This is a genomic window from Sphingomonas sp. STIS6.2 (assembly GCF_000732685.2).
Lineage (GTDB): Bacteria > Pseudomonadota > Alphaproteobacteria > Sphingomonadales > Sphingomonadaceae > Sphingomonas > Sphingomonas aerolata.
The window spans coordinates 132,596-150,262 of the sequence record NZ_JPDP02000160.1 but is presented as its reverse complement, the minus strand read 5'-3'; the positions used below and the strand labels follow the sequence as shown (position 1 = coordinate 150,262).

Annotated in this window: 15 protein-coding genes and 1 pseudogene; 8 read left to right on the top strand and 8 right to left on the bottom strand. The window is 67.0% G+C overall.

Going from position 1 to position 17,667, the window contains the following annotated elements:
* Positions 1-6: 6 nt before the first annotated feature.
* Positions 7-741, top strand: coding sequence for a leucyl/phenylalanyl-tRNA--protein transferase (gene aat / locus sphst_RS18800; protein WP_107045979.1), 735 nt, complete (start codon positions 7-9; stop codon positions 739-741).
* A gap of 35 nt (positions 742-776) precedes the next feature.
* On the opposite strand, the pseudogene sphst_RS21385 reads toward aat, so the two are convergent.
* The 5 genes and pseudogenes from sphst_RS21385 to sphst_RS18775 all read right to left on the bottom strand — a co-directional run.
* Positions 777-947: pseudogene (locus sphst_RS21385) on the bottom strand (DUF2155 domain-containing protein); the annotation flags it as partial.
* Between the two features lie 263 nt (positions 948-1,210).
* The gene (locus sphst_RS18790; RefSeq protein WP_031395586.1) at positions 1,211-1,600 is read right to left on the bottom strand and encodes an NADH:ubiquinone oxidoreductase subunit NDUFA12; all 390 of its coding nucleotides are present in this window, start codon (positions 1,598-1,600) and stop codon (positions 1,211-1,213) included.
* A 92-nt stretch (positions 1,601-1,692) separates the two neighbouring features.
* Positions 1,693-2,238, bottom strand: a complete 546-nt coding sequence (locus sphst_RS18785) for a DUF192 domain-containing protein (RefSeq protein ID WP_234387748.1) — start codon at positions 2,236-2,238, stop codon at positions 1,693-1,695.
* Positions 2,239-2,267: 29 nt separating this feature from the next.
* A complete protein-coding gene (locus sphst_RS18780) occupies positions 2,268-2,912 on the bottom strand; it encodes a cold shock domain-containing protein (RefSeq protein WP_081874299.1) in 645 nt (214 codons plus the stop codon).
* Between the two features lie 64 nt (positions 2,913-2,976).
* Positions 2,977-3,498 carry a regulatory protein RecX gene (locus sphst_RS18775; protein WP_234387747.1) on the bottom strand — a complete coding sequence of 174 codons (522 nt, stop codon included), beginning with the start codon at positions 3,496-3,498 and terminating at the stop codon, positions 2,977-2,979.
* Positions 3,499-3,769: 271 nt separating this feature from the next.
* Between sphst_RS18775 and sphst_RS18770 the strand changes: the two genes are divergently transcribed.
* Together sphst_RS18770 and sphst_RS18765 are read left to right on the top strand one after the other, a co-directional pair.
* Entirely contained in the window at positions 3,770-5,500 is a 1,731-nt protein-coding gene (locus sphst_RS18770) for a fatty acyl-AMP ligase (RefSeq protein ID WP_107046026.1), read from the top strand.
* A gap of 209 nt (positions 5,501-5,709) precedes the next feature.
* On the top strand, positions 5,710-8,034 hold the full coding sequence (locus sphst_RS18765) for a putative bifunctional diguanylate cyclase/phosphodiesterase (protein WP_234387746.1): 2,325 nt from the start codon (positions 5,710-5,712) through the stop codon (positions 8,032-8,034).
* Positions 8,035-8,176: 142 nt separating this feature from the next.
* Here the strand turns inward: sphst_RS18765 and sphst_RS18760 are convergent, their stop codons facing one another.
* Both sphst_RS18760 and sphst_RS18755 read right to left on the bottom strand, forming a co-directional pair.
* Positions 8,177-9,640 (bottom strand): CYTH and CHAD domain-containing protein, encoded by a 1,464-nt coding sequence (locus sphst_RS18760; RefSeq protein WP_107045977.1) that lies wholly within the window; start codon positions 9,638-9,640, stop codon positions 8,177-8,179.
* A 77-nt stretch (positions 9,641-9,717) separates the two neighbouring features.
* The gene (locus sphst_RS18755) at positions 9,718-10,635 is read right to left on the bottom strand and encodes a helix-turn-helix domain-containing protein (RefSeq protein ID WP_159043707.1); all 918 of its coding nucleotides are present in this window, start codon (positions 10,633-10,635) and stop codon (positions 9,718-9,720) included.
* 377 nt (positions 10,636-11,012) lie between these two features.
* On the opposite strand from sphst_RS18755, the gene sphst_RS18750 reads away from it, so the two are divergent.
* The 5 genes from sphst_RS18750 (at position 11,013) to sphst_RS18730 (ending at position 16,218) form a co-directional block, all read left to right on the top strand.
* The gene (locus tag sphst_RS18750) at positions 11,013-12,011 is read left to right on the top strand and encodes an NAD-dependent epimerase/dehydratase family protein (protein WP_037528139.1); all 999 of its coding nucleotides are present in this window, start codon (positions 11,013-11,015) and stop codon (positions 12,009-12,011) included.
* Positions 12,012-12,070: 59 nt separating this feature from the next.
* A complete protein-coding gene (gene yghU / locus sphst_RS18745; RefSeq protein ID WP_031395473.1) occupies positions 12,071-12,946 on the top strand; it encodes a glutathione-dependent disulfide-bond oxidoreductase in 876 nt (291 codons plus the stop codon).
* 206 nt (positions 12,947-13,152) lie between these two features.
* Positions 13,153-14,172: a ferritin-like domain-containing protein gene (locus tag sphst_RS18740; protein WP_031395472.1), complete on the top strand. Its 1,020-nt coding sequence runs from the start codon at positions 13,153-13,155 to the stop codon at positions 14,170-14,172.
* A gap of 51 nt (positions 14,173-14,223) precedes the next feature.
* Positions 14,224-15,267 (top strand): ferritin-like domain-containing protein, encoded by a 1,044-nt coding sequence (locus tag sphst_RS18735; RefSeq protein WP_031395471.1) that lies wholly within the window; start codon positions 14,224-14,226, stop codon positions 15,265-15,267.
* Positions 15,268-15,348: 81 nt separating this feature from the next.
* Positions 15,349-16,218 carry an outer membrane protein gene (locus sphst_RS18730; RefSeq protein ID WP_043157814.1) on the top strand — a complete coding sequence of 290 codons (870 nt, stop codon included), beginning with the start codon at positions 15,349-15,351 and terminating at the stop codon, positions 16,216-16,218.
* 54 nt (positions 16,219-16,272) lie between these two features.
* Here sphst_RS18730 and sphst_RS18725 read toward each other — a convergent pair whose 3' ends face one another.
* Positions 16,273-17,646 (bottom strand): FAD/NAD(P)-binding protein, encoded by a 1,374-nt coding sequence (locus sphst_RS18725; protein ID WP_107045976.1) that lies wholly within the window; start codon positions 17,644-17,646, stop codon positions 16,273-16,275.
* Between the last annotated feature and the right edge of the window lie 21 nt (positions 17,647-17,667).

Here is a 17,667-nt window from a genome sequence, read left to right as displayed (position 1 = left end):
CGACCGATGGATATTCTCGATCCGCGCCTCGTGCTTGGCGGCTATGCGGCCGGCGTCTTCCCGATGGCCGACAGCCGCGACACGATCGACGTCTACTGGGTCGAGCCGCGCCAGCGCGCGGTCCTGCCGCTCGACGGGTTCCGGCTCTCGCGCTCGCTGCGCAAGACCATCGTCGCGGACCGGTTCCGCGTCACCGTCGACACTGCGTTCGGCCAGATCCTCGCGCTCTGCGCCGAAAGCGTCGAGGGCCGGCCTGAGACGTGGATCAATGCGGGGATCGAGCGGGTCTTCCACACGCTGCATCTGATGGGGTTCGCGCATTCGGTCGAATGCTGGGACGGCGACCGGCTGGTGGGCGGGCTATACGGGCTGGCGCTCGGGCGGGCCTTTTTCGGCGAAAGCATGGTCAGCCGCGCGACCGACGCATCGAAGGTCGCGCTGGCGCATCTCGTCGCGCGGCTAAAGGCCGGCGGCTTCGACCTACTCGATTGCCAGTTCCAGACCTCGCATCTCGAATCGCTCGGCGCGATCGAGATCGAGCGTGCCGATTATATCGCGTTGCTCGCCGCGGCGCTCGACGGGGTGGTCGGCTCGACCGGCTCGTCCGGCGCGGCTGCGTCGTCGGCCGCCGCCGGGGATTTCTTCGCGCTCGACCGCGCCGCCGCAGGTGCGCCCGACGATGTCGTATCCGGCCCGGTCGCGGGGAAGGTCATCGCGCAGCTTTTGGTCCAGACGTCGTAGATCGGATGCTGCACCGCGTTCAGCGCGGGGCGCTCCTTGTACAACCAGCCCGAAAATGTCCGCCGCCATTTCTTGTCGACGCCGCGGACGATCACCTGGACAAAGGCCCCCGTCAGCTGTTCGGGCTCCCAGGGGGCGGTCTGTTCGCAGGCGCGCAGGCGGAGGACGACGTCGCCCATCCGGGTTGCCTGTCCTGGCTTCAGCATGACGTCGCGCGTCACGCCGTTCCGCTTGTTGAGCAGGCCGATCACCGCAACGCGCTCTGCCATCGGCGTCCCGCCATTGGCGAGCGCCGCACCGCCCGTGTCGATCGTCTCGACCGACCCGTCACCGGCCTGATCGCCGCCCGGCAGATCCTGCTGGACCACGACGGTCGTATCGGCCTTGCGGTTCGTCCAGGCGCGATAGCCGAACCAGCCACCGAGCGCGAGAACCACGACCAGGATCGCCGCAGCGATCCGGCGCTGCATCACTCAGGCACCCACGCTTCGTAATCGCCGGTCGCCGCGGCGCGCTGGCCACCCTTTTCCATCGCGCCCGTCGGGCGATAGGCGAGTGCGGTACCCGTCAGATTCGGCAGGGCGGGCTTCTGCCAGGGGCGGACCGGCGGCAGGGCACGATCGGGCACGTCGGCGACCTGATGGTGCAGCCAGCTGAACCAGGCGGGCGGAACCCGGCTGGCGTCGGTCGCACCCTGATAGATCACCCAGCGGCGCGGATTGCCCGCGGTGTCCTTGCCGCCTTCATAATAGACGTTGCCGAGCGCGTCCTCGCCCATCCGCGTCTTGCCGCGAAGCCCGAATTTGGTGCCGAGCGTGGCGCCGTTCCACCAGGTGAAGGTCGATGCGAGAAATCCCATAGCCGCCGCTTAGCGGGTGCACGCCGCGCCATCAACCTCGAACGCAGTGCAGGCGCCGTCGCGAGACGGTACTTTGCGGCGGATATGGCGGTTCAGCCCGGCGCGCCCGGCCATTCGACGCGGTCGCCCTCGGCGATGCCGAGTTCCCCGGCACGCCCGCCCATGATCTCGAGGACCGCGCCGACGGGTTCGCCCGACGGGATCGGCGCTTCGGAGAAGGGGATCGTGTTCTCGGCGATCTGCGCGATCGTCCGGTCGGCGCGGATATAGATGATGTCGAGCGGGCTCGGCGTGTTCTTCATCCAGAAACTCGCCTCGCGCGGCCCACTGCCGTCGGTCGGATAGGGCCAGAATAGCATGCCCCGATTCGGCTTGAGGTCGGTCCGGTACATCAGCCCGCGGGCCTGCTCCGCCTCGGTCTTGGCGCTCTCGACCGTGAACACATGCGCACCGTTCGCGCTGTGGATCGTCACGGCCAGCATCGCGGCGGCCTGACCCGGTGCAGCACCGGTGCCCGTGCCGGTCGCAGTGTCTGCGGCGGTAGCGTCTGGGGCGGCGGAGTCGCCGGCCCGAGCGTCGCCGTTCGAACACGCGCAGAGGCCGAGCGCCAGAAGCGCGGCGAAGACGGTTTTACTCATTACATATATCCCCGGTTGCGGCGGGCCGGTTACCACGCCGGCGCGGATCGCTCCACCGTGACGGCCAGCGGCCCCTTGCGACCGGTCACAATTCGCGCCTGCAACGGCTGATCGGGCTCAACGACGTCGATCCCCGCCCGCCGCAGCGTTTCCATATGGATGAACACGTCACTGTCGTCGCTTGCCCGTACCAGGAAGCCATAGCCCTTGAGCCGGTTGAACCACTTGACGACGACGGGTTCGAACGGGCCTGCGGCATCGATCAGCGCGACCGGATCGATCCGGTCGACCGGCGCCGCCGTGCCCGGTCGTACCGCCGTCTCCTCGACTGCGCCGCTCAGATCGATCGACAGGACCTCGCGCGCCTGGAAGCCACGCCCGCGCTGCACCGCGACCACGTCGACCCGCGCGCCCTCTGGCAGGCTGCGCCGGCCATGCGGCTGGAGCACCGAGAAATGGATCAGGATATCGCCGATCGCCGTATCGTCAGCGACCGCGAAGCCGAAACCGCGCGTCACATCGAACCATTTGATCACCCCGCCGAGCACCAGCGGCTCCGCGACAGCCTGCTCCACGCCCTGCCCGATGTCCGAAATTGCGCGCGGTCCTGCAGCCGCCACCGCGTCCGGTACCGTGTCCGGCCTGTCCCCGTCATATTGCGCTTCACTACGCATCGTTACGCACCCCTGCACCTTGCTAGCACGCTTCGTCGCAGCCGCAACAACCTGCAATGCGTCTTCAGTCAAAATCTGTCGTATCGATTGTTTCAGACGGGGACGCGGCAAGAATTTTGCGTGCCAGATCGAAACCGTGGCCGGCGCGCACCATCGCGCTGAGCTGCTTTTGCCGCAGCGCACGATTCTCGGCCCCGCCCCCGTCGCTATCGTCCGACCTCGCAAATGGACCCAGCCGCTTGCGCTTCGCATAGGCCAGCGCCGCATCGACGTCGCGCGCCGCGATTTCAGGCGCGAGCGCATCGGCATCGGCCTCGTCGATCCCCGCCTCGCGAAACGCCCCCGCGACGCGCCGCGCGCCCAGGCCGCGACGCTGCATCGCTGCCGCCCGCGCCTCGGCAAAGCCGCGATCGTCGATATAGCCGAGATCCGCCAGTTTTTGCGCCAGCCCTTCGGGATCGGCGGGCGGCACCGCCGGGCCGGTTTCGGGCGCCTCGACCCAGCCGCGCTCACGTACCTTGCGCCGTAGATAATCGCTCAGGCGGCCGCGCGTGGTCGCGAATCGCTCGACATAGCGCAGCGCCAACCCCTCAAGTCCCGCGGCATCCAGCGGTTTTGGCGGGCGTTTCTCCTGTCTTTCTCGGCGGCGATCCTGGGTCACGCCATCATTGTGCCACACTGGGATAGGATTTTGAACGCCACGACCGTGCATGGCTGGGCTTTGCACGGTCTCAAGCGGCGGATGTCCCCGGACAGGCCGCGACGTGGAAGACAGGACGCACATGACGATCGACACCTTTCAGACGACGGCGACGAACGGGCTGGTCAAGCCTGCGGTCGCACCGTCGGCCGATCCGATGCCGGCGCAGCGCACGGCGACCCCCACCGCGGACACGCTGCCGCGCCGCTTCGCCGACTTCGCGACACTTGGCGAGGCGCTCGACTATGCGGCGACGGGGCAGCGCGGCCTCAACTTCCATGACGCGCGCGGTACGCTCAGCCAGCCCTATCCCTATGCGACGCTGCGTCGTGACGCGCTGGCGATGGCCGACCGCCTGATCGCCGCCGGCGTCGCCCCCGCCGACCGCATCGCGCTGGTCGCCGAGACCGGCCCAGAATTCGCCGCGCTGTTCTTCGGTGTCGTCTATGCGGGCGCCTGGCCGGTGCCGCTGCCCCTGCCGACGTCGTTCGGCGGCCGCGATTCCTATATCGAGCAGCTCCGCGTCCAGCTTTCGAGCTGCGATCCCAAGATACTGATCTTCCCGCCCGAACTCGCGCAGATGGCGAGCGAGGCGGCGCGCCTGGCGGGCACGCACGGGATCGACTGGTCCGAATTCGCGACCCGCGAAGCCGCCGCCGCCACGCTGCCCGAGGCGCGTCCTGACGACATCGCCTATCTGCAATATTCGAGCGGCTCGACGCGGTTCCCGCACGGCGTCGTCATCACGCACGAGGCTCTGCTCAACAATCTCGCCGCGCACAGCCACGGCATGGAAGTCTGCGACACCGATCGCTGCGTGTCATGGCTGCCCTGGTATCATGACATGGGGCTGGTCGGCTGTTTCCTGTCGCCGATCGCCAACCAGGTCTCGACCGATTACCTCAAGACCGAGGATTTCGCGCGCCGTCCGCTCGCCTGGCTCGATCTCATCAGCCGCAACACCGGCACCACGCTCAGCTATTCGCCGACCTTCGGCTATGACATCTGCGCGCGCCGCATGTCGTCGCAGACCAAGGCGAGCGACCGGTTCGACCTGTCGCGCTGGCGCGTTGCGGGCAATGGCGCCGACATGATCCGTCCCGACGTGATGCAGTCGTTCGTCGACGCCTTTGCCGATGCCGGGTTCCAGGCCTCCGCCTTCCTGCCCAGCTACGGCCTTGCCGAGGCGACGCTGGCGGTATCGCTGATGCCGCCGGGCGAGGGAATCCGTGTCGAACTGGTCGAGGAAACCCAGTTGTCGGGCGGCGCGCGCGGCGAGGACCGCCCGCAGCGCTACCGGGCGATCGTCAATTGCGGCAAGCCGGTGCGCGACATGACGATCGAGATTCGCGAAGAGGACGGCACCCCCCTCCCCGAGCGCGCGATCGGCAAGGTGTGGTGCAAGGGCAAGTCGGTGATGGTCGGCTATTTCCGCGACGACGCCGCCACCGCGGCGTGCATGTCCGACGGCTGGCTCGATACCGGCGACATGGGCTATATGTCCGACGGCTATATCTACATCGTCGGCCGGGCGAAGGACATGATCATCGTCAACGGCAAGAACCACTGGCCGCAGGACATCGAATGGGCCGTCGAGCAGCTGCCCGGGTTCAAGGCGGGCGACATCGCCGCATTCGCGATCACGACCCCGGGGGGCGAGGAAACCCCCGCCGTCCTCGTCCAGTGCCGCAGCTCCGACGAGGGCGAACGCCTGCGCCTGCGCGACGAGATCCGCGAACGCGTGCGCTCGGTAACGGGCATGAACTGCGTGATCGAACTGATCCCTCCCCGCACGCTGCCGCGCACCTCGTCGGGCAAGCTCAGCCGCGCCAAGGCGCGCAACCTGTACCTGAGCGGCGACATCAAGCCCTATGACATCGCCGCCTGACGACGCCTGCCCCGCCGCACCGTCCCGCCAGTGCGGCGGGACGGTCGCGGCCCCTGCCCCCGACCCGGTTATTTTTCACAACGCGGGGGATGGGAACGTTGCGATAACCAACGTGCATTAAGCCCGGCGGTGTGAGCAGCCAGTCGCCTTCCGGATCCGATCCGCCCCCGCCGATCATGCCGGCGCGTACACGAATGTCGACGCATCACATGCCCATCGACATGCGCGCGCTGCTCGCGCTGTCGGAAGGGTGCGATCCCAGGGAATGGGGCCGGCTTCGCGCGGCGCAGCTCGACGCCGGCCGGCAACTCGCCTGGTTCGCTCTCGCCGCCAACCTGCTCGCGACCGCCGTCTGTGCCGCATTGCTCTATCCCCGGATGCCGTTCTGGCAGGTCGCGTCATGGTCGACGCTCCTGATCGCGGGGACCGTGTGGGTGACCATCCGCCGCCGCCTCGCTCCCTCGCGCGCTGCCGGGCATGGTGGCAGGACGGATATCCGGGCAACCTTGTGGGAGGGGGGCAGCCTCGCTTTGGCCTGGTCGGTCATCCCGGTTTTCTTCTGCCCGCAAGTCCCGGTCGCAACGAGCATCGGGCTCGGCCTCACGCTAATGATCGTGATGACGGGGGCAGCCTTCGCGATGGCACCGCTGCCGCTCGCCACGCTCATGTTCATCGGCACACTCGGGTTCGTATCGTGCGTCCAGCTCATGCTGATGCACGCGAGTGGAATCGCCGGGGGGGTGCTCGCCTTCACCCTGTTGCTGATGACCGCCTGCCTCAGCCGGACGCGCGCGCTGGTCACGATCCACAATGCGCAGGCGGTGCTCGACGAACGCGACGAGACGATCAGCGTGCTCCTGCTCGAATTCGAGGAGAGCGCTGCCGAATGGCTGTGGGAGACCGACGCGACACGACGCGTGATCCGGCCCAGCGCCCGTTTCGCGCGGGCGTGCGGTCGCGCGCCGGCGGATATCGACGGCATGCCGATCCTCCAGCTGCTCGCCGGACCATCCTGGGACAGCGGCACGTTCGCGGCAGGCCTGCGCGCGCTTGCCGAAAAGCTGCGCAACCGGGACAGCTTCGTCAACCTGAGACTGCCGATCCGCTTCACCGAACAGGAGCGCTGGTGGCAGCTGGCCGCCGCGCCGCGTTACGACGACCGCGGAATATTCTGCGGTTTCCGCGGCGTCGGCGCGGATGTCACGGATCAGCGCGCGTCCGCGGACAAGATCAACCGCATGGCGCGCTTCGACACGTTGACCGGGCTGCCCAACCGCCGGCTGATCACCGAAACGCTGTCCGACGCGATGATCGCGGCGGAGGCCTGTGGCGGACGCTGCGCGTTCATGATGCTTGATCTCGACCGGTTCAAGGCGGTCAACGACACGCTCGGCCACCCGGTCGGCGACCGGCTGCTGTGCCAGGTCGCGGAACGGCTCGGCCATATGATGAGCGCGAACGAATCCTGCGGGCGGCTTGGCGGCGACGAGTTCGCGCTCGTCGTCCGCGACGCCAGCGATACGGGCGCGGTCGAGGAGCTCGCCGGACGCATCATCACCGCATTGTCGCGGCCCTACGACGTCGATCACTATACGCTGCATATCGGCGCCAGCATCGGGCTTGCCTTCGGGCCGCGCGACGGGCGCACGTCGGAGATGCTGATCCGGTCCGCCGATCTGGCGCTCTATCGCGCCAAGGATGCCGGTCGCGGTGTGTATCGCGTCTACGAACCCGCGCTTTACGTCCAGGCGGAGGAGCGGCGGGTGCTTGAGATCGCGCTGCGCGGCGCACTCGATCGGGGTGAGATGTCCCTCGCCTACCAGCCGATCATCGACACGCAGGGCGGCATGCTGCGCGGCTTCGAGGCGCTGCTGCGCTGGGAAAGCCCGGAGTTCGGCACGGTCCCGCCGTCCCGCTTCATCCCGCTCGCCGAAGACGCACGGATCATCGCGCAGATCGGCGCCTGGGTCCTGCGCACCGCCTGCGCCGAAGCCGCGAGCTGGCCCGAGGGCCTGCGCATCGCCGTCAACGTGTCGCCGGTCCAGCTGCAGAATGACGGTTTCGTCACGACCGTCGCGACCGTGCTTGCCGACAGCGGACTGTCGGCCGACCGGCTCGAGCTCGAGGTTACCGAGGGCGTCTTCCTGCGCGAGGATCGTGGCGCGACGACGACCCTCGCGCGTATCCTCGACCTCGGCGTACGCCTGAGCCTCGACGATTTCGGCATTGGCCATTCGTCGCTGGGCTATCTCAGCCGCACCCGCTTCTCCTCGATCAAGATCGACGGCAGCTTCGTCCGCGCCGCAGCACGCGGCGGCCGCGAGGCGCTGGCGATCATCCGCGCGGTGGTCGCGCTCGCGCAAAGCCTCGACATCGCGACCATCGCCGAAGGGGTGGAGACGCAGGACGAGCGTCAGCTTGTCGCGGCGCTTGGCTGTACGCACGCGCAAGGCGATCTGTTCGGCCGCGCCCTCCCCGTCACCGAAACCCGCACGTTGGCAGAGCGCGACTGGACCGATTCGGCCGCGGCCTGACGTTGCAATGACGCGTCAGTCAAGCATCCAGGCATCGCTCTGCAACGGCGGCGGCAGGATCAGCCGGGCCAGGCCACCCCCGACGACGACGACCAGCGCGCACAGGCTGATCTGCATGGACCTGCGCCGGTCGTCCACCCGATCAGCGCCAGAAGGCTTTCCGGTCGAGCAGCGCCGAGTGCGCCGCGGCAGCGCGGTCGAGCCGCTTGGCGTGTTTGCGATCGTCGACCAGTGCCGCTTCGTTGTCCTCAATCCCCAGCCGGGCAAGGATCGTGGGCACCGTTGCCGCGTCGTTCAGCGTGCCGAGCCGGTCCTGCAGCGTTTCGAGCGTCGAGACGAATTTGGCCTGCCGTTTTTGCTGCACCGCATCGGCAAACAGGTCCGCGAAGAATTCCGTCGCATAGCGCAGCGTCTTGGCGTCCTTGCGGATCGCATGACGCTCGTCGTCCGTCAGCAGCGCGAGCGATGGCGCGTCAATCTTGAGCGCCTTGCGTCGCTTGCGGAGCGCCGCCGCTGCAAACGCGCGGGCGGGCGCCTCGCGCACCGCCCGCGTCGCATCCCCCGTCGACCAGTCGCCAACCGCGAGCCACTGCGTCAGATCGAGCATCACCGTCCGCACGCGCGACGACTCCAGCGCCATATCGACCTCGTCATAGGCCAGACCGCGCGCCGCCTCGATCCGGTCAAAGACGTCCCCCGCGCCCAGCTTCGCCGCCGCCGTGTCCGCCAGCACGTCGAGATCGCGCGCCTGCCCCAGCGTCTGGGCCAGCCAGCGCAGCTCGGACCGGAAATGCGCCGTCTGCTCGCGTCCCAGCACGCGCTTGAACAGCCCGAGCGCGGCGCGCGTCCGCCGCAACGCGACACGCGCCTGGTGCAGCGCCTCCGGCGCGCGCGTCTCGAGCAGGATCGTCTCGTTCAGCCGATAGTGCCGCAGGCAGGCGCCAATAACCGTCCGGAGCGCCTCGATCGTCGTCGCGTCGCCATTGAGCGACACCGGCTCGGCCTTGAAGGCGCGACGCACTGGCCCGGTCAGGCCGTAACCGCGCTCGGACTTGGTCACGACGCCGAGCCGCAGCGGCACCATATCCGCGATCCGGCGGGCCAGCGTGAACAGCGCGGTCGGGTCGCCGCGCTTCAGTTCGATCTCGACTTCGCAGACCGGCGACTGCCGCTCGCCGACCCGGACCATCCCGCGGTCCAGTACGAGTTCGATCTCCGCCCCGTTCTCGCTGATCTCCCAGCTGCGTCGTTCCACCGACACGGTGAAGGCCGGCGCGAGCCGTTCGGTCGTCCCGTCGAGCAGCGCGAAGACCGGCGTAATGTCGTCGAGACGCGGACGATCGTCCGTGACCGGCCGTTCCCATTCGGGGCGCGAGAACAACCCCGCGCCCTTTGCCGGGTCGATCTTGATCGTCTGGATCCGCGTATCGCCCGCGCGCCGGATCCGCAGCGACGCGCCGTGCTCCCGTAGCGTTTGCTCGGGCGTGTCGAAATAGATCGCCTCGAGCATCGTGGTACGGGTCGCGTCATCCGACGGCAGTTCGCGCACGATCCGGTCCGCGGCGTCCGCCGTCAGGACGAGCTTCAATTCGACTTCCTGCATCATCCCAGTGTCCGATCTGCGTTCTCCTTACCATAACGCATATCGGCGATGGAGGGCACAACCGGACTTGCGTGCTGCGGCTAGCTTGTCAGTTCGTCGCGGCGGCCACGGCCGTCATGGACGGTGCGGATGATGCTGCTGACACTGACCGGGGGCGTCGGGATGTGCAGCGCCTGGGTCGGCGTACCGATCACCGCCGCGCGGGCACGCAGGCTGGATTTCAGGAACAGCGTCTCCGATGCGAGGAACCGGCGCGGCGTCGTGCCGAGGAACGTCGTCGCATCGCGCAGGAAATGCGACGCGTCGAAATAGCTGCTGTCGATCGCCGAATAATCGACATGGCCATCGGGCCGGATCAGCCGGATGAACGACCGCAGAAAGCGCGCGCGCCGCAGCAGCATCTTGGGCAGCATGCCGAAATGGCGGGTGGCGAGCCGCCTGAGCGCGTGCGTCTCGATCCCCAGCCGGTCGGCGACGTCCTGCATCTCGATCACCCCGTCGGTCACCGTCAGTGCGGCGAATGCACGGATCAGTTCCTCCTGCGGGTGCCGGCGCTGGAACAGCGGTTCCAGCACGTCGTCGAGGAACGGCTTGATCATCGCATCGTCGGACAGCGCGTCGAGCCCCGTCGTCAGCCGGCGCGACACCTCCGGACCGAGCAGCGTCTCGAGCGGCACGATACGGTTGCGGAAATCGCCCGCCAGCCGCGACGTCATCCGGGACCAGCCGATCGCGCTGATTCCGATCCCGACCGCGACGCCGCCATGTGTGACGGTGCGAAACGCGCGGCTGGTCGGGCCGTAGAGACTGGCGCGCTCGAGCGGCCCGAACCGGTGATTGCCGATCGCCACGGTGATCGGCCCCGCATCCGCCAGAATAGAAATCATAACTGGTGCAGGTAGATACCAGTTGACGAGCGGGTTGCGATCACTGGCCGAATAGATCGCATATCCGGTCAGGCATTCGGCAAGGCTTGCCTGGGGCAAGTCATACCGCATCCGCATTCCCGGTGGCATCGCAAATTTTTCCGGCGATACACCCGGAGAGTGTGTTCCACCAAAAACTTGATCTACGTTCATACCATCCACTCGTTTCTGTACGGAAGTATCCGCGCGCTTGCGGCCTATGGCTATACTGCTTTGCAGCGAAACGCTAGTTGTCCTATAATCTGTCTTAGTATTGATTGGCTTCAATACTTTGCCCGTTCTTCGCCGGGTCTCGACATTGAAGACCGGCCACCGCCGCCGCCGTCCCGGTGATGGACGTCGCGTTCGCGCCGCCTCGCGCGGCACAGCAGGGATGCGGGATTGATGGGGTTGACACTGGTATCGGCATCGCTTCTCGGTGCCGCCGAACCCATCAGGAAAGAACAGCGATGACAGTGATCGTAACCGGCGCCGCCGGCTTCATCGGCATGCATGTCGCGGACGCGTTGCTGGCACGTGGCGAAACGGTGTTCGGCATCGACGAGTGCAACGCCTATTACGACCCCGCGCTCAAGGCGGCGCGGCTCGCCTATCTGCGCGACCGGCACGGCGCGGCCTTCACCTTCGCCAAGCTCGATTTCGCGGACACGCCCGCGCTCGACGCAGCGGTGGCAGGCCTCGACATCGACCGGATCGTCCATCTCGGTGCGCAGGCCGGCGTCCGCTACTCGATCGAGAATCCGATGGCCTATGCCCGGGCCAATCTGGTCGGGCATCTCAACATCCTCGAACTCGCGCGCGCGCGGCAGGTCCGGCACCTGGTCTACGCCTCGTCCTCGTCGGTCTATGGCGGCAATGACAGCGTGCCCTTCCGCGTCGAGGATCGCACCGACCGCCCGCTGTCGCTCTATGCCGCGACGAAGAAGTCGAACGAGCTGATGAGCGAAAGCTACGCGCATCTCTATCGCCTGCCGCAGACGGGGTTGCGTTTCTTCACCGTCTACGGCCCCTGGGGGCGTCCCGACATGATGATGTGGATCTTCACCAAGGCGATCCTCGCGGGCGAACCCATTCCGGTGTTCAACGCAGGCCGGATGGAGCGCGACTTCACCTATATCGACGACATCGTCGCCGGCATCGTCGCCGCGCTCGATGCGCCGCCCGCGGATGATGGCCAGGCGAAGCCCGGCGGCAGCATGGGGCCGCACCGCGTCTACAATATCGGCAACAGCCGCGCCGAACAGCTCGGCGAGGTCATCGACGTGCTCGAGCAGGCGATCGGTCGCAAGGCGATCCGCCAGGACCTGCCGATGCAGGCGGGCGATGTCGTGCGCACCTGCGCCGATGTCAGCGCGATCGGCAACGATCTCGGCTTCGCCCCCACCACCAGCATCACCGAGGGCGTGCCACGCTTCATCCGATGGTATCGCGACTATCACGGCGTCTAGGCGTTAGGATCGCCGAGACCGAACCCCGAGCCCACCCTTTCGATGCACGGAGCAGCCCGATGACCGACGCCCCGACCTATACCCCCCCGGCAATCTGGACCTGGAACCGCGACAATGGCGGCCGGTTCGCCGCGATCAACCGGCCGGTCGCCGGATCGACGCATGACAAGGATCTGCCGGTCGGGCGCCACCCGCTGCAGCTCTATTCGCTCGGCACGCCGAACGGGGTGAAGGTCACGATCATGCTCGAGGAGCTGCTCGCGCTCGGCCATGCCGGCGCGGAATATGACGCCTGGCTAATCCGGATCAACGAAGGCGACCAGTTCGGCAGCGGCTTTGTCGAGATCAATCCCAATTCGAAGATCCCGGCGCTCATGGATCGCAGCGGCACGACGCCGCTGCCGATCTTCGAATCCGGCGCGATCCTGATGCATCTCGCGGAGAAGTTCGGCGCGTTCCTGCCGACCGAACCCGCGGCGCGCGCGACCTGCCTGTCCTGGCTGTTCTGGCAGGTCGGCAGCGGCCCGTTCGTCGGCGGCGGCTTCGGCCATTTCTACGCTTATGCGCCGGTCAAGATCGAGTATGCGATCGACCGGTTCGCGATGGAGGCCAAGCGCCAGCTCGACGTGCTCGACCGGCGTCTTGCCGACAGCGCGTATCTGGCCGGTGCCGCCTATACGATCGCCGACATGGCCGCCTGGCCCTGGTACGGGGCGCTGGTCCAGGGGCAGCTATACGACGCCGGTGAGTTCCTTCAGGTCCAGGACTATCCGAACGTGAAGCGCTGGGCGGATGCGATCGGCGCACGCCCCGCGGTCCAGCGTGGCCGCATGGTCAACCGCGTCATGGGCGATCCCGCGAGCCAACTCCACGAACGCCATGACGCCACGGATTTTGCGACCCGTACACAGGACAAGTTAAGCCCGCCATCATGAATGGCGCTATAAATGCTGTGGTGCAGCATTACTGAAAACATTGCGCGCGATTAGTGTAATTGGAGAAGTTTGCCTAAGTATTCCATTTATTTGCAACTTTATCTCCCAGCTCCCGTTCCTTGAACCGTTGTGCACACAGGATCGCCCGCCAGAGGCGATCGAGGCCGACCGTGTGCCGACGTGCCTGGTTCAGGGAGATGAAGCCAATGACCCAATCAACCCATCTGATCGATGCCCTCGATGCCCGTGTCGAACGGCGCAACGACCGGCGCGAGTTCTTCAAAAACGCACTTGGTGCGGCTGCGATGACGGCAGCCGGAGCGACCGCTCTGTCCCTCTCGAGCGCCGCCGCGGCACAGTCGGTAACCGACGCCGACGTCCTGAACTTCGCGCTCAACCTCGAATATCTCGAGGCGCAATTCTACTCCTATGCAGCCTATGGCACCGGACTCGACAACGCTCTGCTGACCGGCAGCGGTACGCAGGGTGCCGTTCGTGGCGGCCGCAAGGTCGCGTTCACCGATCCCATCGTCGAGCAATATGCACGCGAGATCGCACAGGACGAAATCGCGCATGTCAGGTTCCTGCGCACTGCGCTTGGCAGCTCGACGGTGTCGCAGCCGGTGATCGACGTCAGCGTCTCGCCGACCAGCGCCTTTTCGGTTGCTGCGCAGGCCGCCGGGCTCGTGCCTGCCGGCACCGCGTTCGATCCCTATGGCTCGGACGAGGCGTTCCTGCTCGGTGCGTTCATCTTCGAGGACGTCGGCGTCACCGCCTACAAGGGTGCCGCCCCCTTGCTCACGAACAAGACGTTTCTCGATGCCGCGGCCGGCCTGCTCGCGGTCGAGGCCTATCATGCCGCGATCGTCCGCACGACGCTGTACGGCAAGGGTATTGACGTGCCGTCGTTGCGGACCTCCGCCGATGCCATTTCGCGCGCGCGCGACAGCCTCGACGGCGGTGGCGCCAACACGACGATCTTTGGCGCGAATGATATCGACCAGGGCATCTCGTCCTACAGCGCGACGCCGATCAACCTGTCCGCCACCCAGGCGGCGGTGACCGTGTCGAACATCGTGCCGCTCGACGCCGACGGTGTCGCCTATAGCCGCTCGGTGAGCCAGGTGCTTAACATCGTGTACCTGAACAGTGGTGCAGTGGCCGCGGGCGGGTTCTTCCCGGCAGGCATGAACGGCAACATCAAGACGAGCACCGCAGCAGCCTGAACCGCTTCAGCTCTGCCGTAAGCTTTCTTTGCTATTCAGGGGATTAACCCAATGACCGACCTCAATACCAAGCTCGAAATATTCGACGCCATCGCCGCCCGGCGCAACGAACGCCGCGGCTTCCTGCGCTTTGCCGGTGGCAGCGCGCTTGCCGTCGGCGGTGCGTCGCTGCTCGCGGCCTGCGGCAACGACGATGCCGATCTCGCACCGTCGCCGACGCCCACGCCGACACCCGCGACGGGGTCCGCCATCACCGATGCCGACGTGCTGAACTTCGCGCTCAACCTCGAATATCTCGAGGCGCAGTTCTACGCATTCGCGACGTTCGGCGTTGGCCTCAACGCCAGCCTGCTGACCGGTACCGGGACTCAGGGCGCCGTGACGGGTGGCCGACAGGTGCCGTTCCAGGACGCGATCGTCCGTGAATATGCGCGCGAAATCGCCATCGACGAAGTCGCGCACGTTGCCTTCCTGCGCCGGGCACTCGGCACTGCCGCAGTCGCACAGCCTGCACTGGACATCTCTGCCGGCACCGCGGCTGCGCCGGGCGCCTTCACCTTGGCCGCACGTGCGGCACGTGTCGTTCCGGATACGGGCGTGTTCGATCCGTATGCCGACGACAACAGCTTCCTGCTCGGCGCGTTCATCTTCGAGGATGTCGGCGTCTCGGCGTACAAGGGTGGTGCAACGCTGATCGGCAACAAAACCTATCTCGAGGCGGCCGCCGGCATCCTCGCGGCAGAGGCGTATCACGCCGGCCTGATCCGCACGATCCTGTATCGCAAGGGACTGCAGACGCCGTCGCTGCGTACCGCCGCAAACCAGATCAGCGACGCGCGCGACAGCCTGGACGGCACCGTTACCAACGCAACGACGGGCATCATCGGCGACATCGATCAGGGCATCACCGGCATGGATCCAACCGTGTCGAACATCGTCCCGACCGACGCCAACGGCCTGGCGTTCAGCCGGTCGGTCGCACAGGTGCACAACATCGCCTATCTGACCAACACCGCAAAGATCGGCGGGGGCTTCTTCCCCAACGGCACCAACAACCGCACCGATGCACTGCGCACCAGCGGCGCCAACGCGTGATCGTCGTCACGAACTGAAACAGGACAACCTGGGCCGCGGCGTACATTGGGCGCGTCGCGGCCCCTCGTTTGGGGAACGACCATGAAGCATTACATGAATCTGACCGCGCTCGCCGGCCTCGCCGTTGCGGGCCTTTTTGCCGTTCCGGCCGTCGCACAGGAAACCACCGAAGATCGTCCGTTCTCGGGCGTCTATATCGGCGCCGCGGGCGGCTATGACGTGCAGGGCAATGACGTCGGCTCATCGATCCTGTTCGACCGCAACGGCAACGGCGCTTTCAACGACAGCGTCAACACCATCACCGGCGCCAACGCCTTCTCGCCAGGCTTCTGCAACGGCTCGGCCCGTACCGGTGCCGCGGCTTCCGGCTGCCGTAACGACGACGATGGTTGGGCCTATTACGGTCGTGCAGGCCTCGACGTTCAGCGCGGCAACATCGTCGTCGGTGTCGTCGGCGAATTCGGCACGAGCGACATCACCGACAGCACCTCGGGCTTCTCGACCACGCCTGCGAGCTACACGATGGCGCGCAAGCTGAAGTGGGAAGCGTCCGCCCGCGGCCGCCTCGGCTATGCTGCCAACACCACGCTGTTCTACGGCACGTTCGGTGCGGGCTATGCCAAGATCGACAATCTGTTCTTCACGACGAACACGGCGAACGCGTTTTCGGCGACTGGCTCGAAGAACCAGTGGGGCATTCTCGGCGGCGGCGGCATCGAGCAGAAGCTGACCAAGAACATCTCGATCGGCATGGAATACATGTTCCATCAGTACCAGGACGACGACGCGCGCGTTCGCGTGACGGCGGGCACGGCGCTGGCCGGCAGCCCGGTTCTGCTGGCGAACAACCCGTTCCTGATCGCGCCAAACACCAGCGGCACCGATTTCCGCCGCAGCGACGAGAAGTTCCGCTGGCACAGCCTGCGCGCCACGGCGGCGTTCCGGTTCTGAGCCCATACGCTGCCAGCATTGCATGATGCTGGCAGCGTAGCGCTTCCGGCGAGCCTAGAGCCCCTCGCCCCCGACCCACTGCGCATTCGACAGGCGCCGTGCCAGATCCCAGCTTTGCTGCCGGATATCGGGGACCGCGACGACCTCCCACAATCCGCCGCGGGTCATCGGCCCGATACAGTGCAACCGCTGCTCGGCGTTACCGTCACGCCCGATCGCCTGCGACTGCGCATCGACATCGACCCCGAGACGAAGCGGATCGGGCCGGATGGCCCCGTCCGCGATCAGATGCCGGATCAGCGGCTCGCTCGATCGCATCAGGTCGCCCTGCGGCCCGGTACAGTTCACGATCCGCGCCGCCCGCGTGACGACCGCCTGGTCCGAACCGCGTGGCCGCCAGCTTAGCTCCACAGCATCACCGGCTGCCGCGGCGGACACGATCTTTCCCGCTGTGAACCGGAGCCGCCCGGTCGAGACCAGCGCATCGACCCGGTCCGCGACCTCCGGCGCCAGCCGATGCCGGTGGACGTCCCAATAGGGCCGTGCGTGCCGCAGGAACCGTGCGCGCTGCGACGTCGGGGCGGCGGCCCAGAGCATCTGGGTCACGGGGCGAAGCTCGTCGACCGCCGCGCGCCAGCCATCCGCCTTGGCACGGTCGCGGACGTGCCGGACGATCGCCGACAAATCCCCCTGCGGCTTGTCGAGGACCCGCGCGGGCGGCGCGCCATCGACATGCCGCCGCGGCGACAGCCCACGCCGCGACACCGCCAGGATCTGTCCCGAAAATCCGCCCGCATCGAGCAGCAGCGCGGCGTCGATCGCGGTCAGCCCGGTCCCGACCAGCACCACCGTATCGTCCGGCCCGAGCCCCTCGCCAATGTCCGAGGCCCAGGGATCCGCGCTATAGCGTCCGGGCGGAAGGTCGTCGGGGTTGAGCCCCGGCGGCGTGTGCGGCGGCAGGTTGCCGAGCGCGAGCACCGCACTGTCCGCAGCGATCGCGCTGCCATCCGCCATCGTCACCGCAAGCCTGTCGGTCCCGGCGAAATCGATCGCGCACACCTCCCCTTGCGCAAGCACAAGCCGCCCCGCCGATTGCGCGATCGTCGCGTCGAGCATCTCGCGCAGATACAGGCCGTAGGTCGTGCGCGGCACGAACGTCTTGCGGTCGCCGTCACCGCGCGCTTCGAGCCAGCGGACGAAATGATCGGGATCGTCGGGCAGCGCGCTCATGTTGCCCGCGCGTACGTTGAGCAGGTGGCTCGGATGCGCTGCACTATAGGCGACGCCGCGTGCGAGCTGGCGCTGACGCCGCTCGACCAAAGTCGCGCGCGGCCCGCCGTGGCGCATCAGGTTGATCGCCAGCAACGTGCCCGAAAAACCGCCCCCGACGATGACGACATGATCGTCCGGTCCCGCGATACGTGTCATCCTGCCCCCATTTGCCGCAAA